Raw genomic sequence first — 25,740 nt, 5'->3', positions numbered from 1 at the left:
CTTTGTTTAGTAAACATCATATTTTTCTGTTTTTGTTTATGTGATCTTTATCACTAATGCGTGTTAATAAGCTTCAAATAACGGATTTTTCACTTAGGATAATGGGTATTAATAATTGTTTAGTAAACATCTAATGAGCGCTTGCTGAGGTGATCGAATGTTAAGTATGGGACTGGATATTGGCGGGACGAAAACAGAAGCAGTTATCCTGGATGCTCAGGGTAATATCTTGTTATCAAAGCGAATAAGTACGGTGAAATCTGACTATCAGGGGTTTCTGACATCGCTGGTCGATTTTATTCAGGACGTTAAGTCTTCTTTTGCCGTCCCGGTCAGCGTCGGTTTATGCCTGCCGGGAACAGAAGATGTTGATACCCGGCTCATCAAAAACTCCAATATCGTGGTCCTTAACCAACGACCGCTGATTCAGGATCTGGAACAGGCGTTGGGCCATCCCGTCGCGTGGGACAATGACGCCAACTGCTTTACATTATCAGAGTCGACGGATGGTGCGGGCGCACAGGTGGGGATTGTGTTTGGCGCGATTCTGGGAACCGGCTGCGGCGGCGGGCTTTCAATGAATAAAATGCTCTGGCGAGGACGCAACGGTAACGCCGGAGAATGGGGTCATAATCCGCTTCCTCACTATGATCCGCTGCGGGATGGTGCTGGCGTAAAATGCTATTGCGGGCAGCTAAACTGCACAGAGTCTTTTATTTCGGGATCGGGGCTGGCACGGCAATATAATCTGATTGACGGCAATACCCTGGATGCAAAAGCCATTTTTTCGCTTATTGATCAATACGATCCTGATGCAACCGCTTTGTTCCGGCTATTTAAAGATCAGCTGGCGAGGGCGTTAGCATCGGTTATCAATATCTACGATCCTGATATTGTGGTGGTTGGTGGCGGGCTTTCGCGCATTCCGGAGATCTTTACTGACCTGACTCAGGCTGTGGAAAAATATATTTTCAATACGCAATGCACTACGCCAATTGTCCCGGCGATGCATGGCGATAGCAGCGGCGTTCGTGGTGCGGCATGGCTGGGACGCGATGCGGCATTGAGGGCAAGCGTCAGTACAGAATAGTTTTCAATGATGCGAATCCTTGCTAACTCCTTCATTTTCAGGAACAAACATGCGAGTTGAAGTATGATAGCGATAACCGTAAACAAGGGGTAGGTCAGGCATGTTGAAGACAGTCAGGGTGCGGGATATCGCGCAGAAAGCGGGTGTATCGGTGGGGGCGGTGTCGCGGGCGTTGAACCATCGCCCCGGACTTAGCGAAGAAACCCGGCAGCGGGTGATGCAGGTAGCACAGGAGATGGGGTATGACTTCTCCAGACTTCGTGATGAGAAAATTAAAAAAATTCTCTTCATACTCCACCGCCAACATAACACCGCCAGTGCGATGAACTTCTACTCACCCGTCCTGTTGGCCGTTGAAGATGCCTGCCGGAAATGCAACATTGCGCTCAGTTTTTTGGCGATGGGGCCGACGGATAATGTGACCCAACAGGTACGGCAGCATTCCCCCGATGCTCTCCTGTGCGTTGGGTTTATAGAGCCGGAGCTGATGGCGGAATTAAGAAAATTACCGCAGCCGATGGTGTTGGTTGATCACGCGATCCCCGGCATGGTCAGTATCAATCCTGATAATTACCAGGGTGGGATAGTGCTGACGCAGCATCTGATTGAAAAGGGGTATCATCGTATCGCCTTTCTGGCCAGCAGCCTTGCACATTACAGTATTCGCCAGCGTGAGAAAGGATACCGACAGGCGCTGTTTGATGCTGGCATGCTGATGTCTCCTCAATATGAAGTGACGGCGCCCGCGCTGACGGAGCTAACGCCATCTCTGGAATATGCGCTTGATGAACTGATGGCGCTACCCGAACCCCCTGATGCCCTGTTTTGTTACAACGATGCGGCGGCCATCGTGGCGATGAATTATTGCCATCAAAATGGGATAAGGGTGCCAGAGGATCTGGCTATCGTCGGCTTCGATGATATTGATTTGTCCAGTCACCTGACGCCCGCGCTGACCACGATAGCCATTGATAAAGAATCATTAGGCAAGCGGGCCGTGGAAGAGCTTATTTGCCGCTCGAGTGCAGATAATATTTTACTGCCCGTGCAGCTCAGGCTGAGAAATAGCGCGTAAAGGCTAAATTTGTTCGTGGAGAGAATGTCTGTCCGATAGCCTTATTGGCTATCGGACGTTCACTAAAATAATAAATTAATCAACTATCCACGATCGCTTGGTTGAGTTGATATATCCGTATTTTGTACCATATAGGATGTTTTATCGTTGAGAATAAGGTGCAGCGTTTCGATCAGCGCATCGACATCGGCGTCGGTGTTATATATTCCAAAGCTGATACGAACCATGCCTTCTGGCGGGAAGCATCCATCAACGGTATTTTCCCGCTCAGCCTCGCGCTCGGCCAGGCGGCGAACGTAAGGATGGGCGCAGAATGCAGCATGACGAACCGCAATCCCTCTGCGTCCGGCGAGTTTATTCGCGACGGTCTCATTAGTGATGTCTTTCAGATTAAATACGATAATACCTACCCGGTCCGAAACTTGCTCGTTGTCACCGTAAAGGATAACGCCTGGTATCGTTTTTAATCTCGCTAACGTTTTTTTAATCAACCGTTGCTCATGCTCTTTGATGGCGTTAAAGCCAACTTTGCGAAGGATCTCGATTGCCTTAAGCATCCCGACGACTCCCAGATAATTAGGGGAGCCAGCTTCATAACGATCGGGTAAGTCGTTATAAATGACCTTATCATCCATTACCGTCTTAACCATACCGCCGCCATAGAATACGGGTAAGCGTTCGCTTAATGTTTCCTTTAAACCGACAACCGCACCGCCGCCGTAGGGGGAATACATTTTATGGGCTGAAAAAACAAAGTAATCAATATTTTCTTCAGAAGTTTCCCCCAGCATTTTAAATGCACGATGAGCGACAATCTGGGCGCCATCGACAATAATTTGAGCGCCATACTTATGCGCTATTTTGGCAATGCGGTGGACATCATTAACATAGCCGGTGACATTAGATGCGGCGGTGACGGAAACGTAGCGAACTTTTCCTCCTTGCTCGCGCAATATTCGCTCCAGATCTTCAATAATAAGCCGCCCCTTACTGTCGACCTCCGCGTATAAAGTTGTCACGCGTTCACGCCAGGGCAAATCATTGGCATGATGCTCCATTCGGGTGGTCAGAACGATATCTTCCGGGCTCTCAATTAATGCCGAAGCCAGTTTGTTCATCCCATCTGTTGTGCTGTTAACATAAAAGACGGTATATAGATCGCTCCTTGCACCGACAAAATCCTTAACAATATCTCGTCCAGCGCTATAGATTTGGGAAGAGTGTTCAGATTTCTGCCCCTTTCCGCGCCCGATAGAACCATAGAACAGAAGCTGCCGGTTAATTTCTTCGGCGACTAGCTTAAACGCGGGTGTTGTTGCCGCATTATCTAAATTAATAGCGGGAACTTGTCTTTTATCATCAAGCTCAACCAGTGAATCCAGACCTATAATTTCCAGAACAGTATTCATTATCAAATATCCTTTTATATGATCGCTTTGGTTAGCGAATACACTGGCAAACAGGTGTATGGGTATGTGCTCTGTCTTCAGCACAGAAATTATTCATTTCCCGGACAGGCGCAGCCTCGTCCATTTGATTCAATACCTGAAGTAACAACTCCACGACTTTTTCTGTACTCTCAATATCCAGCCTTTCTTCTGGCGTATGCGCGCCAGTGATGGTTGGGCCGCAAGCTATCATTTCCATCCAGGGGAATTTTTCGGTGAAATAACCACACTCAAGACCAGCATGAATAGACTCGAGCGTTGGCTCGGCTGAAAAAGCCGTTTGGTAAGCATGGACAAAACGGGCAATGATCTCTGACTCGCGTTTAGGTTCCCAATCCGGGTAGTCGCCTGTTGCGGTGAATTCAGCGCCGAGAAGGGTAGCGAGCTGCCGCATTTGTTCGAGTACATACAGCTTTTTGGTTCTGAAGAAGCTACGGATCAGCGAACAGAGGCGAATGCCGTCCGGCTTCAGGCTAACAATACCCAGGTTACAGGAGGTTTCCACCAGGCTTGGTTCATTGCAGTGCATGGCCTGAATATCATTGGGGATGATAAGGATGGCAGCAATAAATTTATTCAGCGATTGCTGTGACAACACTTGTGTATGCGATTCCGCCACTGCTTCCGCTGTTAGATTAATGGCGTTTTCAGTACCCTCATATTCATGCTGAAATATCGCCTCCTGACTCTTAATCAACGCTCTGACCGAGTCGGCATTCCGAGGCTCGACGCTGATAAGCGCGCAGGCTTCCCGGGTAATGACGTTGCGCTTATCGCCGCCTTCAAAGGCAATAAGGCTAAATGGATACGCTTCCTGAACGGCGCGTAATGTCCGGGCCATTAGCTTGTGCGCATTGGCGTGTTTTCTATGGATTTCCACTCCCGAGTGCCCGCCAAGCAGGCCGGAAAGCGTGATTTTTATTTGTGCGGCATTTTCCGCGATAGGTTCGTACGTGGCGGGTAGCGTAAAGTTAGCATCAATACCGCCCGCGCAGCCGTAATACAGCGTACTTGCGTGTTCAGTATCGATATTGATAAGTCGCTTTGCTGTTACTAGTTTGTCAGTTACCGCCATAGCTCCGGACATACCGTCTTCTTCATCAGATGTGAAGAGTGCTTCGATAGGGGGATGCGCAAGAACGTGGCTGTCTAAAATAGCCAGTATGCACGCGACGCCAATACCATCATCGGCACCGAGCGTGGTGCCTTTGGCGGTCATATATTTGCCGTCACTGACAATTTCGATGGGGTCGGTCAAAAAATTATGCTGCGACTCTTTGGTTTTCTGGCAAACCATGTCGATATGCGCCTGCAAGATGACCGGGGCTACGGATTCATAGCCTGGCGTTGCGGGTTTGCAGATAACGAGGTTATAGACGGATTGCCCCGTTTCAGAAGCTTCTGTGCGCCTGATTTCAAGATTTCGTTTTAGTGCAAAATCGACAATCCAGTCGGCGATGGCTTTTTCATTATGCGAACCCCGAGGGATTTTGCTGATTTCTTTGAAATAATGAAAAACTTTTTCATTTGTTTCCTGTACCAGCTGTCGGGTGATTTCGATAGACATATTCTTTTCCTTAATCGGTATAATCTTGTAGGGTAGCGTGAACCAAAAAACATTCTGGGTTTCAATTATCGCGATAGAATAAATAACATCAGTCATCGGTGATGATGTCATGTGTAATTGACTGGTATTGGTTTTGTTGATTTATTTCTTTTTGTTTGATGTGATAAATATAAAATAAATAATTTTCTGGGAGGGGAGGTAAACTGAGTTGTTCATAATGTTATCCTTACAGGAATATATGCCGTGCATTTGATCGTTTAACCTTTGAAACGATAATGGAACTATTTTCTAATTCATTTATTGATTTGTATCATGTTATTAACATATTATTTACATATATGCATGGGTGTTTATTATTTTGTTTTATGAATGATTTATTGTTAACAAATACGCCCTGGAGGTGTAAGCCGATATCTGGAGAAAAGAGTTTTGTACTAACCATTTCTCCTTTTCAGATCACATTTTCTAGTTTTGATTATTCCCATCCATGCTCTCTCTGTTATCATTCGCATCGAAAATACCTTTCAACTCTTACCGAGGCTTTGATGCTGGAGAATGTAATCATTAGATAATCAGCTTCCCGACCTTCTCAGGCCGGACTGGTTATCGCTGCGCTTAAACTTTACGCGAACACTTTTGGGTGTTGGCTCGTTTTTACGCATGATGATTAACAGGTTTCTTCAGTATGAATCTATCCCGTCAGGAACAACGTACCTTACACGTTCTCGCTAAAGGCGGCCGGATCGCGCACGTTCGCGATACTTCAGGCCGCGTGACCTCTGTTGAATGCTACAGCCGCGAAGGGCTTCTGCTCACCGACTGTACGCTCGCCGTTTTCAAAAAACTCAAAACCAAAAAGCTGATTAAGTCCGTCAATGGGCAGCCCTACCGCATCAATACCACCGGGCTGAACAACGTCCGCGCCCAACTGGATAATCGCTAAGGAGCATCTGATGACAAACCACAACTTCACTTTTCATATCACTACCGAAGGTGACGCCGGTGATATTTGCGAGGTCGAAACCCGAGCGTTCGGCTTTAGCAAAGAGGCTGAGCTGGTGGCCGATTTGCTCAACGATGAGAGCGCTTGTCCGAGGTTATCTCTGCTGGCCAGACATAATGGAAAAGCGGTCGGGCATATTTTGTTCACCCGGGCGACATTCAAAGGAGAGTCTGACTCCCCGATGATGCATATCCTTGCCCCCCTGGCGGTAATACCCGAATACCAGGGCATGGGGGTTGGCGGATGGCTTATCCAAAGCGGTATTGAGCATCTGAAGGCGATGGGGAGCCTGGCGGTATTCGTTCTGGGACATGCCACTTATTACCCGCGGCATGGCTTTGAACCTTGCGCCGGAGATAAAGGCTACCCAGCTCCTTACCCCATCCCGGAGGAGCATAAAGCCTGCTGGATGCTGCAACTGCTTTCGGCTGGACCGCTGAGTCGAACCGGTCAGATACAGTGCGCTCGCGCGTTGATGAAACCCGAGCATTGGCGCGAGTAATCAATAAGGAAATGATAATGACTATTGGCACGATTATTACCGGTTCTGGACACGTGGCGTTGTTATCCGGGGAGCGCAAAATCCCCTGGGATGAGCCGGCTTTTAGCCAGCGTATGCTGGAGAACCATCTTTCACAGGACCACGACTGGGCCAGCCGCAGGCAGGCGGTTATCGAACAGCAGGTGGCGTGGATTGCCGGACAATTGCCCATCGGAGCCCGCATTCTGGATCTTGGCTGCGGGCCGGGTTTTTACACCCGTCTGCTGGCTGAACGCGGCTTTTGCTGTACGGGCGTGGATTTTTCTCCGGCCTCGATCGCCTGGGCCCGGCAGCAGGCGCAGACCGCCGAGCTGAATATTGATTATCGGCAGCAGGATGTACGTGCCTACGAGCCGGGAGAACAGTTTGATTTCATCGTGATGACCTTTGGTGAACTGAATGTGTTCAGCGAGATGGATGCCCGGGCGCTGATTAACCGCTGTGCGCAGTGGCTGGCCCCGGGGGGAAAACTGCTTATCGAGGTTCATACTTATGATGAAGTTAAACGTCAGGGAATGGCGGAACCCGGCTGGCAGCGCTGTCCGCAGGGGCTGTTTCTTGCCACGCCGCATCTGCTGCTGACGGAGTACGCCTGGGAGCCGGCAGCGCAAACCAGCTCAACGCTGTTTATGGCAATTGAAGAGAACGGCAACGTGACGCGCTTCGGCAGCCAAATGACCGCCTGGCAGGATACAGAGTATCTCGACCTGCTGCGCACGGCAGGTTTGACCACGATTATCCGCCCGGATAGGGCGGAATGGCCGGTCAGCGAGACCTTTGAAGGCAAGCTATATGCGCTGCTGGCGGAAAAAAATAAGCCCAATTCTCTTACTTCAAATTCAATAAAAGGAATTCCAACATTGGATATCCCACGTATTTTTACCATTAGTGAAAGCGCTCACCGCATCCATAATCCATTTACGCCGGAAAAATATGCCATGCTGGGCCGCGTGTTACGTATGAAGCCAGGGTACCGGATACTCGACCTCGGCAGCGGTTCGGGAGAAATGCTCTGTACCTGGGCTCGCGACCACGGTATTAGCGGTATGGGTGTCGATATGAGCGCGCTATTTAGCCAGCAGGCCAAACAGCGGGCGCAAGAACTTGGCGTTGCCGACAGCGTTGATTTTATCCATCAGGATGCTGCCGGTTATGTTGCTGATGAAAAATGCGATATCGCAGCCTGTGTGGGCGCCACCTGGATTGGCGGCGGCGTAGCCGGGACTGTTGAGCTGCTGAGCCAAAGCCTCAAACCCGGTGGAATGCTGCTGATCGGCGAGCCGTACTGGCGTCAGGTACCGGCAACGGAAGAGATAGCACAAGCCTGTGGAGCCTCTTCGCTCGCAGACTTTCTCACTCTTCCTGAACTGGTTTCCTCTCTTGATGCACTCGGCTACGACCTTGTGGAGATGGTTCTGGCCGATCAGGAGGGCTGGGACCGCTACGAAGCGGCCAAGTGGCTCACCCTGCGCCGCTGGTTAGAGGAAAATCCGCATGATGACTTTGCGCCAGAAGCCCGGGCTGAGCTGACGATAGCGCCAAAACGCCATGTAACGTACACGCGTGAGTATTTTGGCTGGGGCGTGTTTGCTCTAATAGCGCGGTAGTGTGAAGTGCCCGGCATAGGCGAAGTTCTATGCCGGGTTCACATTGCTTAACTTTACGGGGTTCTGTTACCTGGACGCCTAATCTATTATGAAGCCGCGAGAATATCTGATGAAGTGCTGGTTGATTAATCAGTTAGCTCATTAATTTTCATGGGCAACGAATCCAGCGTTCTCAGAATCAGGCTTCTTCTGGACCATTTAGCCTCCCCCTGCATAGAGATTATGCCTCGGTGACTTAACGCCAGGGCCAGATTTTCAGCTTGAAACTGCGCCAGTATTTGACCAATACATTGATGCGCTCCAGCACCAAATCCCAGTTGTCGTTGAGCATTTTTTCGGCCCGGAGTAAAGCGCGATGCCTCGGCAAAAACGGTTTCATCTCTGTTAGCTGAGCCAAGACAAAGTAGAATGTTATCACCCGCTTTAAGCTCGCGACCAAGAAACGCCACTGGGGCTACAACCTTTCGCCTGCCCATCTGTAGCGGCGATTCAAAGCGCATAGTTTCGCTGACGATGTCTTTCATGCGCAGGGAGTTATTCCGGACGCGTTCTTGTAATTCCGGATGTTGAGCAAGCATCAGCAGTAGGTTTCCGGTCAGCGCTTCGCTGGTTTCGCTGCCGCCAATGAGCATCGTGACGCAATCGGTGCTGAATCGCTCTGAAAGGGCGTCTTTATCCCCGCCATAACCTCTCAGTAAGCTGCGATAAAAAAGAGAGTCATAGTCATCTCTGCGCGCTAGTTGGCTAAAACTTTGATCCAGATGTGAAAGCGCCTGTAACAGTCTTTCAAGCCCCTGTTTGTCAATTGCGCTGGGATCGAGCAATAATCGAATAGCATTTTTCTCCTGCCCGACAACTGTCTGCACCTCTTCTGGCAAATTAAGCCAGGCGGTAAAAAGCCTTCCCCAAAGCGGCGCAGCAATCTGGCTAATGCCGTCAAAGGAATGGAGCCCTGCAAGCTCAGCTATCAGCGAATTGGCCTCGTGTGAAATGATGTCGGTTAAGGCCGCCCATGATTCGCCTGTGAATAAGGCCTGTAATGCCTGACGGTGCTCCTGATGTACTCCGCCGCCTTCAAAAAGAACGATGCCGTAAAGAAGATCTCGCAAAGCGGGGGACAGGTAGAGGTTCTGCTTTTGCAGTTCAGCATGTAAATCTTCGGGGATCCCGGAAGACACAAAGGCGCGCTCTTTCAGCGCCTGATAAACGTCCTGATAGCGGGTGAGCACCCATGTTTTACCGATCCGCGCCGTCGGCTGGTGGTTGCGCATGTGGTGATAAACGTTATGAAGATTTTCCTGGAAGGTGGGCGAGGAAGGATTAAACCGCAGAGCTTTATCGACATATGCCATATGTGAACCCTCATCACAGGATGAATATCCTTTGAGTTAAGCAGGGATATGTTGCACTTCAAATATTTCTGCAATGGTTGGTGGGGCTCGTTGATTTTATCTATCAGGATACCGCCGGTTATATCGCCGATGAAAAATGCGACGAAGCGGCCAAGTGGCTCACCCTTGCACCGCAAGCAGGTGTTGGGTATATCTGGAGTAAAAGAGTTCGACTGAGTATCAGAGTGAGAGATCTTAAAAGCCCTTACCATTGCGGTAAGGGCTTTTAAGGTACTACAGACTTCAGATTTAACATTAATGAACTTACTGAATTATTACTGCAATTTATGCTGCTTTTAAATGCACCCGTTTGCTACAGATAATATTGGGCATTAAGACTTAAAAACCTCCCTCTAGTTATCTAGTTACACACTTACCAGCTTTAAAAACAAGCTTGGCATCTTAAACAAGTACATCCCCATCGCGACATATACTCTTTGATGCGTTGCCTTATTACCGTTGCGCTTATCATGATGCAATAACCGCAGAAAATAACTATAAAACAAGGCCTTACATCGTCGCGCTTACACTGCCATTTTGCTTTTTAGCACAATTACTACGCGGCTTTAAAGCATACTGCACCCCAAACTACAAACTTCGTGGCCTTTATTGCAAAATGGTCTACCCCAGTACTTCTAATAAAACTAACTACTATCATTGTGCTGTTAAACTTTAATTTACACATTTATTGGGGTGAGTCAACACTGTTTTTAAAAACATGTTTATATTAACAGATTACGCAATCGTTAATACTTAGGAATCATCTTGCTGACTCTTTTTTAAGTGTGAGCTACATCATATTTTCCGGTAGATTCATTGGCAATGAAACACTTCTACTTAACAGAATGTAGCGGCAAGATGATTACTTAAACGCCTAATAGGCTTTATCTCTGGGTTTAGCGCCGTCTACCTGCGTGCATTTAGCTTCATTGGGGGCATCTCCCAGGACCGAACACAGAATGCCTCACTTATGCCCCCAACTGTGACTTGATTTCGGTTAAGTCCAGTTGATAACAGGAGATAAGATACGGGCTAGAAACCGCAGTATACGGGCGTTGAGTGGATTTCGGTAGACTTGGGAAGAGTTTGAAATGGTGCCGATAATAGGAGTCGAACCTACGACCTTCGCATTACGAATGCGCTGCTCTACCAACTGAGCTATATCGGCCCTGCAAGAGGTGCTTACGAGCGTAAACACGGGTTAGAAGGTTAAAACTAAGTGGGTGATGCGTCAATGCCCTTGCGAATCAAACGGCTACTTTTGCATCACCCTTTCAGCTTTAAGCACGAATGGTATCGTCGCCGAAACCAATCCACTTATAGGTCGTCAGCGCTTCCAGGCCCATCGGACCGCGTGCGTGCAGCTTCTGCGTGCTGACCGCCACTTCCGCACCGAGGCCAAACTGGCCGCCGTCGGTAAAGCGGGTAGAGGCGTTGACGTACACCGCAGAGGAGTCCACTTCGTTGATAAAGCGGTTCGCATTGCCCAGCGTGCGCGTCAGAATAGCGTCCGAGTGCTGAGTGCCGTGCTCGCGAATATGGGCCACGGCCTCGTCCTGGTCGGCAACCACTTTCACGTTCAGATCCAGCGACAGATACTCGTTGTCATACTGTTCCGCTTTCACCGGTTCTACGTTGGCCGGGCCGTTTTGCAGCGCGGGCAGGGAGGTCGCATCGGCGTGCAGGCTGACGCCGCTTTCCGCCATTTGCTTGCTCAGCGCGGGCAGGAAGCGCTCGGCGATATCCTGATGTACCAGCAGCGTTTCGACCGAGTTACAGGCGCTCGGGCGCTGAACCTTAGCGTTGACGATAACTTTCAGCGCCTCGGCAACGTCGGCAGAGTGGTCAATATAAATATGGCACACGCCAATTCCGCCGGTGATCACCGGGATCGTCGACTGCTCGCGGCATAGCTTATGCAGACCTGCGCCGCCGCGAGGGATCAGCATATCGATGTACTTATCCATCTTCAGCATCTCGCCGACCAGCGCGCGATCCGGGCTCTCAATTGCCTGGACAGTGGCTGCCGGTAAGCCGCACTCTTGCAGCGCCTGCTGAATCACCTTCACCGTGGCGGCGTTGGTGCGCCAGGTCTCTTTGCCGCCGCGCAGGATCGCCGCGTTACCGGTTTTCAGGCATAAAGAGGCAACATCGACGGTGACGTTTGGACGCGCTTCGTAAATCACGCCGACCACGCCCAACGGCACGCGGCGGCGCTCAATGCGCAGGCCGCTATCGAGCAGGCCGCCATCGATCACCTGACCGACAGGATCGGCCAGATTGCAAACCTGGCGGACGTCGTTGGCAATTCCGCTCAGGCGCGCAGGGTTGAGCGCCAGGCGATCAAGCAGCGCCTCGCTTAAACCGTTGGCGCGTGCTTCCGTCAGGTCTTCAGCGTTAGCACGCAGAATCTCTTCAGTCTGCGCTTCAAGATAGTCGGCAATCTTTTCCAGCACCTGGTTCTTTTCGCGACTGGAAAGCTGCGCGAGTTTGTATGAGGCCGCTTTGGCAGCAATGCCCATTTGTTCCAGCATTTTCAGCTCCTTAACGGATAATCATGTCGTCACGGTGGACGGCGACCGGGCCATATTCATAGCCCAGAATGGCATCAATTTGCTGCGAGTGGTGCCCGGCGATACGGCGCAGGGCATCGCTGTTATAGCGGCTGACGCCGTGGGCGATATCGCGGCCTTCGAGGTTGCGAATACGGATAACTTCGCCGCGCGAAAAGTTGCCGGTGATGGTTTTAATCCCTTTCGGCAGCAGAGAGCTGCCGCGCTCGAGAATTGCCTGGGTCGCCCCGGTGTCAACGGTAATTTCACCCGCCGGTGGCGCACCGAAAATCCAGCGCTTGCGGTTTTCCAGCGGCGACTCCTGCGCGTGGAAGCGGGTTCCTACAGAGACGCCTTTCATCACATCGGCAATGACACCCGGACGACTACCGGCAGCAATAATGGTGTCGATACCCGCGCGGCAAGCGACGTCGGCGGCCTGCAATTTGGTACCCATACCGCCGGTACCTAAGCCAGAAACGCTATCGCCCGCGACGGCGCGCAGGGCGTCATCAATACCGTAAACGTCTTTAATCAGCTCGGCCTGCGGGTTGTTACGCGGGTCGGCGGTAAACAGGCCCTGCTGATCGGTCAGCAGCAGCAGTTTGTCGGCGCCTGCGAGAATAGCCGCCAGCGCCGAAAGATTATCGTTATCGCCGACTTTAATTTCAGCGGTTGCCACAGCGTCATTTTCATTAATGACCGGCACGATGTTGTTATCCAGCAGCGCGCGCAGGGTATCGCGGGCGTTAAGGAAACGCTCGCGGTCTTCCATATCGGCGCGGGTCAACAGCATCTGACCAATGTGAATGCCGTAAATAGAAAATAGCTGTTCCCACAGTTGGATAAGACGGCTTTGACCGACTGCCGCCAGTAGCTGTTTGGAGGCGATGGTCGCGGGCAGTTCCGGGTAGCCGAGGTGCTCACGTCCGGCGGCGATTGCCCCGGAGGTCACTATCACAATTCGATGGCCCATCGCGTGTAGCTGTGCGCACTGGCGCACTAATTCAACGATATGGGCGCGGTTCAGGCGGCGGGATCCGCCCGTTAAAACACTGGTGCCCAGTTTTACCACCAGCGTCTGGCTATCACTCATGATTCTCTGCCGTTCAAAAAGGAGTTTCGATATCGAATTGATGTTGTAACAGGAGTCAGCCCGCTTGCCAACACCTGGCGTCATGGACAAACCACTTCATTGCGCGGATCGGGCATTCTGGCGGGGAAGTGTGACACATTCATGACGGAAATAATTAAATACCCTTTTTTATAAAAAGTTCCACATTGTCATAAATTTTTAATATTAGAGCGTTAAAAAACCTGCAGTTTTTGACAGGGCTTCCGCCCGGAATTGATTAGCGCGTATAAATAAATCACCAGGACTGAATAATGAAAAAGAGCTCACTGGCATTAATGATGATGGGTCTTATTGCTTCTTCGGCGACGCAGGCAGCAGAAGTTTATAATAAAAACGGTAATAAACTGGACGTCTACGGCAAAGTCAAAGCGATGCACTATCTGAGTGACTATGACAGCAAAGATGGCGACCAGACCTATGTTCGTTTCGGTATCAAAGGCGAAACGCAGATTAATGACGAACTGACTGGCTACGGTCGTTGGGAATCTGAATTCTCTGGCAACAAAACCGAAAGCGACTCTTCGCAGAAAACGCGTCTGGCGTTCGCTGGCGTGAAATTAAAGACTTACGGTTCATTCGACTATGGTCGTAACCTCGGCGCGCTGTACGACGTTGAAGCCTGGACCGATATGTTCCCGGAATTCGGTGGCGACTCTTCTGCGCAGACCGATAACTTTATGACCAAGCGCTCCAGCGGCCTGGCAACCTACCGTAATACTGACTTCTTCGGCGTGGTGGATGGCCTGGATCTGACCTTGCAATATCAGGGCAAAAACGAAGGCGATCGTGATGCCAAGAAACAAAATGGCGACGGTTTTGGTACTGCGTTAAGCTATGACTTCGGTGGCAGCGATTTCGCCGCCAGTGCCGCTTACACCAGCTCCGATCGTACTGATGACCAGAACCTGCTGGCTCGCGGCGTCGGTAAAAAAGCGGAAGCCTGGGCTGCCGGCCTGAAATATGACGCCAACAATATCTACCTGGCGACTATGTATTCAGAAACCCGCAAAATGACCCCAATCAGCGGTGGTTTTGCTAATAAAGCGCAGAACTTTGAAGTGGTCGCACAATACCAGTTCGACTTCGGCCTGCGTCCGTCCCTGGGCTACGTGCTGTCAAAAGGCAAGGATATCGAAGGCGTGGGTAGCGAAGACCTGGTCAACTATATTGACGTCGGCATGACTTATTACTTCAACAAAAATATGAACGCCTTCGTTGATTACAAAATCAACCAGCTGAAGAGCGATAATAAACTCGGCATCAACGATGACGATATCGTCGCTGTCGGTATGACCTACCAGTTCTAATAAATTCACTGGTAAGAGATAACAAAGCCGCCGTGGTGACAGGGCGGCTTTATTATTGGTAATTAACGATTTTTGGCCAGATGCAGATTATCGTTATTCATCGTTATCTGGGCGTTATATTCCTTCGGCAGGCGGCGCGCCTGGTAGAATACCGATTGCCAGTATGGATTATCCAGTGAAGAACGCATGACGCCCTGGCTGGTAGAGGCATGAAGGAAATTACGGTCGGTATCATAGAAGCCGACGTGCATTCCGCCTTTAATACGGAAGAACACTAAATCTCCCGGACGCAGCTGCCGCGGGCTCACGCGCTCACCCATATGCAGAAGTTCGCGGGTGGTAATGCGCTCCATCGGCAGGTTGAAGCGATCTTTCAGCGTGCGCCAGACGAACCCGGAGCAGTCGACGCCGCTTTGCTCCGTACCGCCCCACTCGTAGGGGGTTCCCTCCCAAGTATGCATCTGATCGTGCAGCGCGGCGATCACTGGAATCAGGTCATCAGAACCTTCGTCGATAGTCGTATTGCTATGATGAACGGTTTTGGAGGGTTTAGTTGAGGATGAACATCCTGCCAAAATCAAAAAGGGAACTAATAATAGCGCGTAGGAGAGTTTAGGCTTCATGTCATTATTTTCGTTACTGTGGAACGGGCCGTGGTCTTTTATAGCCGATTCGTTACAGCCTCAGAATGACTAAACGCAAAATTTACGAAACCTTACGTAAATAGAATGCGCTGGATCACGAACTTAAATTTCACGAGAGCTATTTTCGTTAAAAAAGAGTTATCACTCATTAATAAATAAATTCAGTTTGAAATAATATTTCACAATTAACCGCTTCGGCGCAGGTCATGCTCCTGTCATTTTATTTACGCATGCTCTCGCGAGACTCTGTTGCTGATTAGGGAAAACAAACGATGGGCAAAACGCTGACGATTTTCGATCTGGATAACACGTTAATTAAGGGGGATAGCAGCACGGTGTGGAGCCGATTCATGGTGCGCGAAGGCTGGGTGAACGATCCTGGCTATCTGGCGCGTGAAGCGATGCTGATGGACGACTACGATCGTGGTGAAATGAACATTGCCGATTACGTCGCCCTGATTCAGGCACCGCTGATTGGCGTACCAAAGCAGGAAGTGGACAGTCTGCTGGTGCGCTGCGTACGTGAAGAGATAGTGCCGCGCGTTTACCCGCAGGCGTGGGATCTGATTCGTACTCTACAAGCTCGGGGTGAGCAGATGCTGGTTATCTCGGCGTCGGTTAGCCTGCTGGTGCAGGCAGTAGCGGCGGAGCTGGGCATCGAACAGGCGTTAGGGATTGATGTGGAGATGGCCGAAGGCGGCTATACCGGGGTGATTGCCGGTACGCCGAGCTATCAGCAGGGGAAAGTGGTGCGTTTGGCGCAGTGGCGACAGGCACATCCCGAATACTCGGGTGAGGTGACGTTCTATACCGATTCTATTAACGACATGCCGCTGTGCCTGCACGCCGACCATGTGCGATTGGTCAATCCATGCTCGCAACTGGTCGCGGTGAATGCAGAGCATCAGTGGCCGGTGCTGGAGTGGCGGCTTTGAGTTTTCCCCGGGTCGCGGCGTAAACGCCTTACCCGGGTTACTTTTCGTGCCGTTTGGTAGCCCGGACAGGCGCATTGCGCCGCCTCCGGGAACGTCGCAATATCAGAACTAATCGGCTTTAAACAGCGGCACCACATTGCCGCCGATATAACGGCGACGCAGCCACGCGGAAAGCGTATCCATCGCCATGACTACAATGACCAGCAGCAGGGTGATAAACATCACCACGTCCCAGTTCCACAGGCGCATGTTTTCCGCATAAATCAGACCGATCCCCCCTGCGCCAACAAAACCCAGCACCGCTGCTGAACGGGTGTTGGACTCAATCTGATACAGACTCAGCGCCAGAAACGTCGGAAAAGATTGGGTGAAAATGCTAAAGCGGTGCTTCTGCAAACCGTTGGCACCCACTGCCGTCAGCCCGCGCCCCGGTGAGCGGTCAACCGCCTCGTGCCCTTCGGCGTACAGGCGACCCAGCAGCCCGGTATCCTGCATGATGATCGCCAATACCCCGGCCAGCGGCCCAAGCCCGACGGCGCGCACGAAAATCAGACCCCAGATCGCCATATCGATTCCGCGCAGGACATCAAACAACCGGCGCATTAGCAGGGCGATGGTTGCTGGAATAAAGCCGCGCATAATATTGCGCGCCGCGAGAAATGAAAGCAGCAGGGCGATAACCGTCGCGGTAATGGTCCCGGCAAAAACGATCGCCAGGGTAATACCGATTTGGGTGAAATAATAGCCGAACGGCCAGTTGAAGAAGTCGCGCCAGACGAACATCCGCAGCAGATAACGGCCGATTTGCTGCAGCCCGGTGGTGAGCTGCTCGCCGCTGATGCCGAACTGCATAAAGAACCAAACATAATAAAGCACGCTGGCCAGAGCCAGCAGGCCGACGTAGCGCAGATAGCGTCCCTGAGCCTTATATAAATGCTGATGCTGATGACGGCTGGCGGCGATATCCGGTTGGTTTTGCCATTGACTCATTTTTTTCCCTCCAGAACCCACTGCCGCAGGCGGCCGGACAGCATATCCAGCAGCGACACGACAATAATGATCAGCAGCAGCGTGATACTGACCTGATCGTAACGATCCAGTTTGATATTGGTCATCAGCTCCTGGCCGATGCCGCCCGCGCCCACCAGTCCAAGGATGGTTGAAGAGCGGAAGTTAATCTCCAGGCGCATAAAGCCGTAGGAGAGAAAAATCGGTTTCACCTGCGGCCACAGGGCAAAGCGAATGCGTTGCAGCCGCGAAGCGCCACAGGCGGCCAGCCCGCGCACCGGTTTATCCTGCGCGCTCTCTACCGCTTCATAGAACAGTTTGGTCAGGCTGCCAATGGTGTGCAGCATTAATGCCAGAAAGCCGGGGATCGCGCCGATACCGAAGGCCATAACGAAAATCACCGCCCACGCCAGCTCCGGCATGGTGCGCAGAAACGCCACCAGCACCCGAACGGCAAAGCGCAGCGGGGCTGGGGACCAGGCGTTATTGGCGGCAATAAACGCCAGCAGGGTGGCGATAACTACTGCAACCAGCGTGGACGCCAGAGCCAGCTGTAGCGTTTCCCAGATAAGCGGCAACTGAATGGGCAGGCGATAGCCCCAGTACGCCAGCGAGCCTTTGGTATGTGAATTAGCAAGCAGATCGGCGATATGCAGAGTCGGCAAGGTCTCAAACATGTAATCGAGAAAGTTGGGCAGCGAATGCCAGATGGTGAAGAGATTAAACTCGGCCATGCTACCGGCGGCGAAATAGAGAACCAATAGCAGCAGAGACCAGCTAAAAGTGTCACGCTTTTGCCGTGCGCGGACCTGCTGGTAATAGCGTTCAAATTCGGTATGGGTGTTATTCATGCGTCGCAGTGTCTTCAACGAGTCGCCGCCGCCCGCGAAATGTGCCGGGCGGCGGCGTCAGGGCGGGATTAACGCGCGCTAACCAGTTCGCGTTTCATATCGATGATCTGCTGGAAATCAGCCACGCTACCGGGGCCAATATGCTGGGTACCGCCCATCGCTTTAATAAAGCAGGCGTGATCGTCGGTATCCAGCTTTTTAATCGCAGTGACGACTTTGGCCTTGAAGTCAGCAGGCAGAGCGTTACTCACCAGGATTGGGCCATTCGGGATTAGCGGCGATTGCCAGATAATACGGATTTGTTTCATCAGGTCCGGGTGATCCATGCGAATCAGGCGATTGAAAGCACCGACGCTGTAGCCGCTGTTGTAATCGCCCACCATGGAGGTCCAGGTCACCGCCCCGGCAAACTGACCGTTCAGCACGCCAAGAATGTCTTGCTCGTGGCCGCCGGAGAAGGTCACGCTGGAGAAGAAGTTGTTATATTTATTATCCGATGTGCCGCCGAACTGCTGTTTAAAGGCGTGGTTCGGAATTAAAAAGCCGGAAGTGGAATCCGGATCGGCAAAACCAAACGCTTTACCTTTCAGGTCTTCTAACTTTTTATAAGGGCTATCGGCTTTAACTACCACCACCGAGTGGTAGCCGCGGGATTGATCTTTATCATCAACGGCGATACCGACAATATCAACGGCCTTCGGGTTGTTAATATAAACCGAAGCGTAAGATGACGGCGACATACTTAATACCACGTCAACTTTTCCGCCCAGCAACCCCTGAATCACGCCAGAATAGTCGGAGGAGTTGCGTAATTTGGTATCCACGTTCAGCTCTTTATCGAGGAACTGTTTAACGCACTGGTTATCACCAATTTGCTGCGTTGCGTTCTGACCGCCAAGGATGCCCAGATTTAATTCCTTCGGTTGCTCAGCAGCACTTGCCTGCCACGCCATCATAATGCCTGCAACCGCTGCGGATAAACGAACTGCGCCAGTGATGTACTTTTTCATTATTTTGCCCGTGTGAGTGAAATTTAATGCAATTGGCTAATTTCATCGCCGTACAGCCGATGCAGAATATCCTGATTCAGCCGAGTGGGATGGTCGTCAAAAATAATCTTGCCTTTGGCTACGCCGATAACTCGGGTGCAATATTCACGCACCAGTTCCACCGAGTGCAGGTTTACCATTACGCTGATACCCTGTTCGCTAATTTCGCGTAGAACATTCATGATCCGCTGCGTATTTTTTGGGTCGAGAGAGGCGACGGGTTCATCGGCCAGTAAAATACCCGGGTTTTGCATTAACGCCCGGCAAATTGCCACGCGCTGCATTTGACCGCCGGATAGATTTTCCGCCCTCTGTAGCGCATGTGGCAGCATATTCATCCATTCGAGTAGAGAGATAGCGCGGGCGCGGTCAGCATCAGGAAAGACTTTGAATAACGATTTCAGGGTTGAGGTTTGGCTCAGGCGTCCCAGCAGCACGTTGGTTAACACATCGAGACGGGGAACCAGGCAGAAATCCTGAAATATCATCCCGCACTGGCTGCGCCAGGCATTTAACGCGCGGCCTGTCAGCTTTGATATATCCTGTGGCGTCCCTACTTCTGGATAGCTCAGGATCTCGCCGCCGCTGGTGCTATGGGTACCATTCAGGACATGTAATAGGGTGGATTTGCCTGCACCGGATCGGCCAATCACGCCAACCAGCTCGCCCGTATGGAGATCGAAACTGATGCTATCCAGTACGGTTTGCTGCGCGCTGTAGGATTTGCTCAGGTTGCGTACGCTTAAGACCGTCCGCTGTCGGGCGGTATGGGGTTGCGTAAACTGCTGATAATCGGTTTCTGCAACCGCAGCGAGAGTGCTGTTCATAAGTGCGTCCAGATTCGTCATTAAACTGGGCACTATTAATGGTGTTTTTTATGACTGCCAGATGACAGTAAAGCGAACAAATAGTGAACGGATGTAAAAAACAAACAGCTTTATGAGTAAAAAAGTACGTGAGGGATCACATTTTTTCATCTCCTTCCGGGAGGCGCGAGCTGTTCTGCTACCTTTATTACGCTATTTGTTGAGAAAAATACCGATACATTTTTCCTCTGATGGAGACTGGGAATTTTGTGCGACATTACTCACAAACTGCAAACCCAGGTTTATACCCGTCATACTTCAAGTTGCATGTGCGTTGGCAATACTCGGCCCATCCCTGGGCCTCGCCCTCACGGGCGCTGTGAACAGCGTTCAAATTCGTTCCTGACGAATTTGTCCTCGCTCGCCCCAGTCACTTACTTCAGTAAGCTCCTGGGGACTTACTGCGTCGCCGCCTTCCTGCAACTCGAATTATTTAGGGTATATCGGGTAAACGATTCCAGATGTCCGTACGATCTTGTGCTCTAAGTCGGTTTAATCGAATAGATAATGTTTTAGCGATTGATTACGATTTTCATCACTAATTTTTTAGTCTGCCTTTATGCCTTTTGTGCGGAACATAAAACTGATAATAAGCATTGTTAATGGAATTATTATCTGTAATTTATTTTTATTTTAGGTTTATATTCTTAATTTATGTATTTGTTCGGTTTTTTAGCTTTTTTAAATAATCACGCACTTAAGAATAGTCTTAAGTTTATATAGATAAGATCCTATGTTAGGTAATAATTGATTAAGAATTTACGTATAGGTCGTCAATAACCACATGAAAATAAATGGTTTTTATGTTTAACTCAATATTCTTATTTTTATTCTCAAGGCCTAAATTGACCTGGTCGGCAATTAGCATTCACCACACTTATTGACACTCATCGAGAAAAATCCTAAATTTGTAACCACTAGAAACAAGCAATTTCTTTAGTGTTATTTATCTCAAGTAATGCTGTTTGGATTTTATATTGGATATCGATTAAAGAGGGATTTGCTGACTTAGACTTTGCAGGCCTGGGCTATCAGCAGTGTGTGATACGTTCGAGATTTCCAGGACTATGGGGTTTAATTTTATATGGATCATAAATGTTCTTTAGATAAGTGCATCTGGCCTGCGCATGATAATTATTTTATGACGGGTCTGGTTGAGCTTATTTTAGATATCGATAAACTAATTTATCTGCCACTGGCGAAAGTGTGCCAGGAGTTTGTTTTTATCAATCTTAGCGCCAGTTCTCTGAACTATTTTATCCGCCGTGATAGCGAGTGGTTGGCAGAAATGAAAGGAAAGCAGATCGTGCTTATCGCCGCAAGGCGATCAGAAGCACTGGCCAATTACTGGTATTACAATGGATCAATTCGCGGTGTAGTTTATGTTGATTTGACCAAAGATATTCGTCAGGAACTGGCTTACGTTATTAATGGACGTTTTCTGCGTAAAGATATAAAGAAAGAAAAAATTACCGATAGAGAAATGCAAATAATTCGCATGACGGCTCAGGGAATGCATCCGAAATCTATCGCCAAAGTTGAAAATTGTAGTGTGAAAACAGTTTATACCCATCGACGTAATGCCGAGGCGAAACTGTATTCAAAAATTTATAAGTTAGCGCTCTAATTAGTAGTAAACATTGTTTTTAAAAATTGTGCACCAAGTCGTTATACCCAAAATAATTAACGTCACAAGTAATATTTATGTGACTTGAGCTATGGCGGGAAATGAAATGCACACAGACGTGGGACATCAAGTCCCTAAATAAACTCAGGATGAAAATGCTATGAATAAAAAGGTTATTGCAATTGCTCTGGTAGCCGCGTTTGCCGGTATGGGTGTCGCTCAGGCTGCTGACGTTACTGCTCAGGCAGTCGCTACCTGGTCAGCAACCGCCAAAAAAGACACTACCAGCAAGCTGGTGGTTACTCCACTGGGCAGCCTGGCTTTCCAGTATGCCGAAGGGATTAAAGGCTTTAATACTCAGAAGGGCCTGTTTGATGTTGCTATCGAAGGTGATTCCACCGCGACTTCATTCAAACTGACTTCTCGTCTGATCACCAACACCCTGACTCAGCTGGATACTTCCGGCTCTACGCTGAACGTTGGCGTTGATTATAACGGTGCTGCGGTAGAAAAAAGCGGTGACACCACCATGATCGACACCACTGCTGGCATCCTGGGTGGCAACCTCAGCGCGCTGTCTAACGGTTACAAAACTGCTGGCCGTACCACTGCGCAGGACGGTTTCACGTTCTCCATCATCAGCGGCACCACTGATGGTACTGCGGACGTGACTGACTACAGCACGCTGCCAGAAGGTATCTGGAGCGGCGACGTCAGCGTTCAGTTCGACGCAACCTGGACCAGCTGATCCTCCCGACGTACCAGGCAGGGAGATTTCTCCCTGCCTTATTTCACGGACTGAATTCATATGAAAAATCACATTCTGGCCATCGGCCTGTTGCTCTGCGGAATGACGCCAGCTCTGGCGCTGGATGTGGGCGATATCTCTTCATTTATGAACAGCGACAGCAGCACGCTGAGTAAAGAGATCAAAAATACGACCGACAGTGGTCGCCTCATTAACATCCATATGGAACGCCTCTCCTCACCGCTAGACGGCGGCAAGGTGATTCCGATGGATAAGCAGGACGAGATTTTACTGACTCCCGCCAGTTTGCTGCTGCCGGCGAAGGCCAGCGACGTTATTCGCTTTTTCTATAAAGGCCCGGCGGACGATAAAGAACGCTATTACCGCATCGTCTGGTTCGATCAGGCATTAAGTGACGCTCAGCGTAATGGCTCCACCCGCAGCGCGGTGGCGACGGCCTCAGCCCGCATTGGCACCATCCTGGTGGTCGCGCCGAGAAAAGCGAATTTTCGCTACCAGTACGCAGATGGAAAGATGGTGAATACCGGCAACGCTACGCTGCGCATTCTTGCCTACGGCCCGTGCCTGAAAGCCGCCGATGGTAAAGAGTGCAAAGAAAACTACTTCCTGATGCCGGGGAAAGAGCGCCGATTTACGCGCGTCAATGTCGCTGACAAAAAAGGACGGGTCGCCTTCTGGCAGGGCGAGCAGTTTGTTCCCGTGAAATAGACATCTGTGCTGACGGACCAAGACTATGGCTCTACCAAGGATCACCCCAGGACTGAAAACGCTTCTAGCCTCCGGCATGGTCATTTTGTCCGTTCCGCTCAGCGTGAGTGCAGCTACTGATAAGGTACAGCAAATCGGCGGCGTGATTATCCCCCAGGCCTTCAGTCAGGCGCTTCAGGATGGAATGAGTATCCCGCTGTATATTCATCTCGAAGGCAGCACCGGTACCCAGGACGATCAAAGAATTGGTAACGCCTTTATCTGGCTGGATAATGGCGTTCTGCGCGTGCGGCAAATTCAGCTGGAAGAAAGCGACAGCAACGCTACCGTGAGTGAACAAACCCGAAAGCAGCTGACTTCGCTGGCGAATGAAGCCTTCAGCAAAGACCTTAAAATCAATCTGACCGATGACGCGCAGCTGGAACTTAGCCTGCGCCAGCTGCTGCTACAGCTGGTGGTGAAAAAAGAGGCATTGGGTACCGTGCTGCGTTCTCGTAGTGAGGATATTGGTCAGTCCAGCGTTAACACCGTCAGCAGCACCCTGAACTATAACCTCGGCGTTTATAACAACCAGATGCGCAATGGTGGCAACAACACCTCCAGCTATCTGTCACTGAATAATGTCACCGCGCTACGTGAACATCACGTTGTGCTGGACGGCTCGCTGTACGGCATTGGTTCAGGTAACCAGGATAGCGAAGTGTATAAAGCGATGTACGAGCGGGATTTTGCTGGTCATCGCTTTGCGGGCGGAATGCTGGATACCTGGAACCTGCAATCGCTCGGCCCAATGACCGCGATTTCAGCAGGGAAGATCTACGGGGCTTCCTGGGGCAACCAGGCCAGTTCGACGGTGTTTGATAACACCCAGTCGGCCACCCCAGTGGTTGCCTTTTTACCCGCCGCAGGGGAAGTTCATCTTACCCGCGAGGGACGGCTGGTGAGCGTGCAGAACTTTGCCATGGGTAACCATGAGGTGGATACGCGCGGCCTGCCATACGGGATTTATGATGTTGAAGTTGAAGTGATTGTGAATGGCCGGGTAGTCAGCAAACGCACCCAGAGAGTGAATAAGCTGTTTAGCCGCGGGCGAGGAGCAGGAGCGCCGCTGGCATGGCAGTTCTGGGGCGGAAGCTTCCATATGGACCGCTGGTCCGAAAGCGGCAAAAAGACGCTCCCGGCCAAAGACAGCTGGCTGGCAGGGGCTTCGGCCTCCGGTTCAGTCAGTACCTTCAGCTGGGCGGCGACCGGCTACGGCTATGATAACAATGCGGTTGCCGAAACTCGTCTGACGCTGCCGCTCACTGAATCTATCAATGTGAACCTGCAAAATATGCTGGCCAGCGATAATTCATGGAGCAGCATCGGTAGCATCAGCGCCACGCTTCCCGGCGGATTCAGTTCGGTTTGGGTCAACCAGGAGAAAACTCAAATCGGCGATAAACTGCGGCGCAGTAATGCCGATAACCGGGCAATTGGCGGTACGCTGAACCTGAATTCACTCTGGTCAAAACTGGGAACGTTTAGCATCAGCTATAACGACGATCGTCGCTATAACAGCCATTACTACACCGCAGATTATTATCAGACGCTGTATACCGGATCGTGGGGATCGATGGGGCTGCGCGCGGGGATCCAGCGTTTTAATAATGGTGACAGCAGCGCGAATACCGGGAAATACATTGCGCTCGACTTCTCGCTGCCGCTGGGCAACTGGTTCAGTGCCGGGATGACGCACCAGAACGGCTACACTATGGCTAACCTGTCGGCGCGTAAACAGTTTGATGAAGGCAGCATTCGTACCATTGGCGCGAATATCTCGCGGGCGATTTCCGGCGATACCGGCGATGACAAAACCCTCAGCGGTGGCGCCTATGCTCAGTTTGATACCCGTTATTCCACCGGCACGCTGAACGTGAACAGCGGCGCGGACGGCTATGTAAACACTAACCTGACTGCCAACGGCAGCGTCGGCTGGCAGGGGAAAAATATCGCCGCCAGCGGGCGTACCGACGGCAACGCCGGGGTGATTTTCAATACCGGTCTTGAGGATGACGGCAAGCTGAGCGCGAAGGTCAACGGGCGGATCGTGCAGCTTTCCGGCAAGCGTAACTACCTGCCGCTGTCGCCGTACAGCCGTTATGAAATTGAGCTGCAAAACAGCAAAAATTCGCTTGATAGCTACGACATCGTCACCGGGCGTAAGAGCCAATTAACCCTTTATCCGGGGAACGTGGCGGTCATTGAGCCAGAAGTGAAGCAGATGGTGACCGTTTCTGGACGTATTCGCGCAGAAGACGGCACGTTGCTGGCAAATGCGCGCATTAATAATCATATCGGGCGAACCCGTACCGATGACAACGGTGAGTTTGTGATGGATGTGGATAAAAAATATCCGACCATTGATTTCAGTTACGGTAAAAACCAGAGCTGTGAAGTGGCGCTGGAGTTAAGCCAGGCGCGCGGTGCGGTGTGGGTAGGTGATGTGGTCTGTAGCGGACTTGCGACCTATGCCAGCGTTCAGCCGACAGGAGAAGGTAATGAAAGCTAAGTGGCTGGCATATTTA

General features: G+C 50.7%; 20 protein-coding genes, 1 tRNA gene and 1 pseudogene. 11 read left to right on the top strand and 11 right to left on the bottom strand.

Annotated elements, in window-relative coordinates; genetic code table 11:
• Window positions 1–157 precede the first annotated feature (157 nt).
• Entirely contained in the window at window positions 158–1,090 is a 933-nt protein-coding gene (locus HV213_RS22935; RefSeq protein WP_181483443.1) for an ROK family protein, read from the top strand.
• Between the two features lie 100 nt (window positions 1,091–1,190).
• Window positions 1,191–2,165 carry a LacI family DNA-binding transcriptional regulator gene (locus HV213_RS22930; RefSeq protein WP_181483442.1) on the top strand — a complete coding sequence of 325 codons (975 nt, stop codon included), beginning with the start codon at window positions 1,191–1,193 and terminating at the stop codon, window positions 2,163–2,165.
• Window positions 2,166–2,248: 83 nt separating this feature from the next.
• Here the strand turns inward: HV213_RS22930 and HV213_RS22925 are convergent, their stop codons facing one another.
• Both HV213_RS22925 and HV213_RS22920 read right to left on the bottom strand, forming a co-directional pair.
• Window positions 2,249–3,574: an aminotransferase class V-fold PLP-dependent enzyme gene (locus HV213_RS22925; RefSeq protein ID WP_181483441.1), complete on the bottom strand. Its 1,326-nt coding sequence runs from the start codon at window positions 3,572–3,574 to the stop codon at window positions 2,249–2,251.
• A gap of 31 nt (window positions 3,575–3,605) precedes the next feature.
• Complete coding sequence (locus HV213_RS22920; protein WP_181483440.1) at window positions 3,606–5,180, bottom strand: aminoacyl-histidine dipeptidase; 1,575 nt, start codon at window positions 5,178–5,180, stop codon at window positions 3,606–3,608.
• A gap of 685 nt (window positions 5,181–5,865) precedes the next feature.
• On the opposite strand from HV213_RS22920, the gene HV213_RS22915 reads away from it, so the two are divergent.
• From HV213_RS22915 to HV213_RS33800, 3 genes and pseudogenes are all read left to right on the top strand, one after another.
• Window positions 5,866–6,123, top strand: a complete 258-nt coding sequence (locus HV213_RS22915; RefSeq protein WP_110273875.1) for a YjhX family toxin — start codon at window positions 5,866–5,868, stop codon at window positions 6,121–6,123.
• Window positions 6,124–6,133: 10 nt separating this feature from the next.
• Window positions 6,134–6,678: pseudogene (locus HV213_RS22910) on the top strand (GNAT family N-acetyltransferase); the annotation flags it as partial.
• Window positions 6,679–6,702: 24 nt separating this feature from the next.
• On the top strand, window positions 6,703–8,331 hold the full coding sequence (locus HV213_RS33800; protein ID WP_181483438.1) for a class I SAM-dependent methyltransferase: 1,629 nt from the start codon (window positions 6,703–6,705) through the stop codon (window positions 8,329–8,331).
• 125 nt (window positions 8,332–8,456) lie between these two features.
• Here HV213_RS33800 and HV213_RS22900 read toward each other — a convergent pair whose 3' ends face one another.
• The 4 genes from HV213_RS22900 to proB form a co-directional block, all read right to left on the bottom strand.
• Entirely contained in the window at window positions 8,457–9,683 is a 1,227-nt protein-coding gene (locus HV213_RS22900) for a cytochrome P450 (protein ID WP_181483437.1), read from the bottom strand.
• Window positions 9,684–10,814: 1,131 nt separating this feature from the next.
• A tRNA-Thr gene (locus HV213_RS22895) sits at window positions 10,815–10,890 on the bottom strand.
• A gap of 112 nt (window positions 10,891–11,002) precedes the next feature.
• Window positions 11,003–12,256, bottom strand: coding sequence for a glutamate-5-semialdehyde dehydrogenase (gene proA / locus HV213_RS22890; RefSeq protein WP_181483436.1), 1,254 nt, complete (start codon window positions 12,254–12,256; stop codon window positions 11,003–11,005).
• Window positions 12,257–12,266: 10 nt separating this feature from the next.
• Window positions 12,267–13,370, bottom strand: a complete 1,104-nt coding sequence (gene proB, locus HV213_RS22885) for a glutamate 5-kinase (protein WP_181483435.1) — start codon at window positions 13,368–13,370, stop codon at window positions 12,267–12,269.
• Window positions 13,371–13,660: 290 nt separating this feature from the next.
• Between proB and phoE the strand changes: the two genes are divergently transcribed.
• A complete protein-coding gene (gene phoE, locus HV213_RS22880; protein ID WP_181483434.1) occupies window positions 13,661–14,716 on the top strand; it encodes a phosphoporin PhoE in 1,056 nt (351 codons plus the stop codon).
• Between the two features lie 62 nt (window positions 14,717–14,778).
• On the opposite strand, the gene HV213_RS22875 is transcribed toward phoE, so the two are convergent.
• Window positions 14,779–15,339: a C40 family peptidase gene (locus HV213_RS22875; protein WP_181483433.1), complete on the bottom strand. Its 561-nt coding sequence runs from the start codon at window positions 15,337–15,339 to the stop codon at window positions 14,779–14,781.
• A gap of 293 nt (window positions 15,340–15,632) precedes the next feature.
• Between HV213_RS22875 and HV213_RS22870 the strand changes: the two genes are divergently transcribed.
• On the top strand, window positions 15,633–16,295 hold the full coding sequence (locus tag HV213_RS22870; RefSeq protein ID WP_181483432.1) for an HAD family hydrolase: 663 nt from the start codon (window positions 15,633–15,635) through the stop codon (window positions 16,293–16,295).
• 108 nt (window positions 16,296–16,403) lie between these two features.
• On the opposite strand, the gene phnE (HV213_RS22865) is transcribed toward HV213_RS22870, so the two are convergent.
• The 4 genes from phnE (HV213_RS22865) to phnC form a co-directional block, all read right to left on the bottom strand.
• Window positions 16,404–17,285: a phosphonate ABC transporter, permease protein PhnE gene (gene phnE, locus HV213_RS22865; RefSeq protein ID WP_181483431.1), complete on the bottom strand. Its 882-nt coding sequence runs from the start codon at window positions 17,283–17,285 to the stop codon at window positions 16,404–16,406.
• Window positions 17,282–18,154, bottom strand: coding sequence for a phosphonate ABC transporter, permease protein PhnE (gene phnE / locus HV213_RS22860; protein ID WP_181483430.1), 873 nt, complete (start codon window positions 18,152–18,154; stop codon window positions 17,282–17,284). Before phnE (HV213_RS22860) ends, phnE (HV213_RS22865) begins: the two co-directional genes overlap by 4 nt.
• A gap of 68 nt (window positions 18,155–18,222) precedes the next feature.
• The gene (phnD, locus tag HV213_RS22855; protein ID WP_181483429.1) at window positions 18,223–19,164 is read right to left on the bottom strand and encodes a phosphonate ABC transporter substrate-binding protein; all 942 of its coding nucleotides are present in this window, start codon (window positions 19,162–19,164) and stop codon (window positions 18,223–18,225) included.
• Window positions 19,165–19,187: 23 nt separating this feature from the next.
• A complete protein-coding gene (gene phnC, locus HV213_RS22850) occupies window positions 19,188–20,030 on the bottom strand; it encodes a phosphonate ABC transporter ATP-binding protein (RefSeq protein ID WP_181483428.1) in 843 nt (280 codons plus the stop codon).
• A 1,123-nt stretch (window positions 20,031–21,153) separates the two neighbouring features.
• Here phnC and ecpR point away from each other — a divergent pair.
• The 4 genes from ecpR to HV213_RS22830 all read left to right on the top strand — a co-directional run bounded on the left by ecpR (window position 21,154) and on the right by HV213_RS22830 (window position 25,724).
• Window positions 21,154–21,696, top strand: coding sequence for an ECP biosynthesis operon DNA-binding transcriptional regulator EcpR (gene ecpR, locus HV213_RS22845; protein ID WP_181483427.1), 543 nt, complete (start codon window positions 21,154–21,156; stop codon window positions 21,694–21,696).
• Between the two features lie 160 nt (window positions 21,697–21,856).
• Complete coding sequence (gene ecpA, locus HV213_RS22840; RefSeq protein WP_181483426.1) at window positions 21,857–22,444, top strand: common pilus major fimbrillin subunit EcpA; 588 nt, start codon at window positions 21,857–21,859, stop codon at window positions 22,442–22,444.
• Between the two features lie 60 nt (window positions 22,445–22,504).
• Window positions 22,505–23,173, top strand: coding sequence for an EcpB family pilus assembly chaperone (locus tag HV213_RS22835; protein ID WP_181483425.1), 669 nt, complete (start codon window positions 22,505–22,507; stop codon window positions 23,171–23,173).
• A 25-nt stretch (window positions 23,174–23,198) separates the two neighbouring features.
• Entirely contained in the window at window positions 23,199–25,724 is a 2,526-nt protein-coding gene (locus tag HV213_RS22830; protein ID WP_181483424.1) for a fimbrial biogenesis outer membrane usher protein, read from the top strand.
• Window positions 25,725–25,740: the final 16 nt, after the last annotated feature.

Origin of the sequence: Klebsiella sp. RHBSTW-00484 (genome assembly GCF_013705725.1) — a bacterium.
Lineage (GTDB): Bacteria > Pseudomonadota > Gammaproteobacteria > Enterobacterales > Enterobacteriaceae > Klebsiella.
Note: the sequence above shows the minus strand (reverse complement) of the source record. Positions and strands in the feature narration are given on the sequence as shown.

Bases quoted from the DNA above. Each gene is read 5' to 3' on its own strand.
- HV213_RS22935 (WP_181483443.1), top strand. From the start codon at position 158: ATGTTAAGTATGGGACTGGATATTGGCGGGACGAAAACAGAAGCAGTT.
- HV213_RS22930 (WP_181483442.1), top strand. From the start codon at position 1,191: ATGTTGAAGACAGTCAGGGTGCGGGATATCGCGCAGAAAGCGGGTGTA.
- HV213_RS22925 (WP_181483441.1), bottom strand. From the start codon at position 3,574: ATGAATACTGTTCTGGAAATTATAGGTCTGGATTCACTGGTTGAGCTT.
- HV213_RS22920 (WP_181483440.1), bottom strand. From the start codon at position 5,180: ATGTCTATCGAAATCACCCGACAGCTGGTACAGGAAACAAATGAAAAA.
- HV213_RS22915 (WP_110273875.1), top strand. From the start codon at position 5,866: ATGAATCTATCCCGTCAGGAACAACGTACCTTACACGTTCTCGCTAAA.
- HV213_RS33800 (WP_181483438.1), top strand. From the start codon at position 6,703: ATGACTATTGGCACGATTATTACCGGTTCTGGACACGTGGCGTTGTTA.
- HV213_RS22900 (WP_181483437.1), bottom strand. From the start codon at position 9,683: ATGGCATATGTCGATAAAGCTCTGCGGTTTAATCCTTCCTCGCCCACC.
- proA (WP_181483436.1), bottom strand. From the start codon at position 12,256: ATGCTGGAACAAATGGGCATTGCTGCCAAAGCGGCCTCATACAAACTC.
- proB (WP_181483435.1), bottom strand. From the start codon at position 13,370: ATGAGTGATAGCCAGACGCTGGTGGTAAAACTGGGCACCAGTGTTTTA.
- phoE (WP_181483434.1), top strand. From the start codon at position 13,661: ATGAAAAAGAGCTCACTGGCATTAATGATGATGGGTCTTATTGCTTCT.
- HV213_RS22875 (WP_181483433.1), bottom strand. From the start codon at position 15,339: ATGAAGCCTAAACTCTCCTACGCGCTATTATTAGTTCCCTTTTTGATT.
- HV213_RS22870 (WP_181483432.1), top strand. From the start codon at position 15,633: ATGGGCAAAACGCTGACGATTTTCGATCTGGATAACACGTTAATTAAG.
- phnE (WP_181483431.1), bottom strand. From the start codon at position 17,285: ATGAGTCAATGGCAAAACCAACCGGATATCGCCGCCAGCCGTCATCAG.
- phnE (WP_181483430.1), bottom strand. From the start codon at position 18,154: ATGAATAACACCCATACCGAATTTGAACGCTATTACCAGCAGGTCCGC.
- phnD (WP_181483429.1), bottom strand. From the start codon at position 19,164: ATGAAAAAGTACATCACTGGCGCAGTTCGTTTATCCGCAGCGGTTGCA.
- phnC (WP_181483428.1), bottom strand. From the start codon at position 20,030: ATGAACAGCACTCTCGCTGCGGTTGCAGAAACCGATTATCAGCAGTTT.
- ecpR (WP_181483427.1), top strand. From the start codon at position 21,154: ATGGATCATAAATGTTCTTTAGATAAGTGCATCTGGCCTGCGCATGAT.
- ecpA (WP_181483426.1), top strand. From the start codon at position 21,857: ATGAATAAAAAGGTTATTGCAATTGCTCTGGTAGCCGCGTTTGCCGGT.
- HV213_RS22835 (WP_181483425.1), top strand. From the start codon at position 22,505: ATGAAAAATCACATTCTGGCCATCGGCCTGTTGCTCTGCGGAATGACG.
- HV213_RS22830 (WP_181483424.1), top strand. From the start codon at position 23,199: ATGGCTCTACCAAGGATCACCCCAGGACTGAAAACGCTTCTAGCCTCC.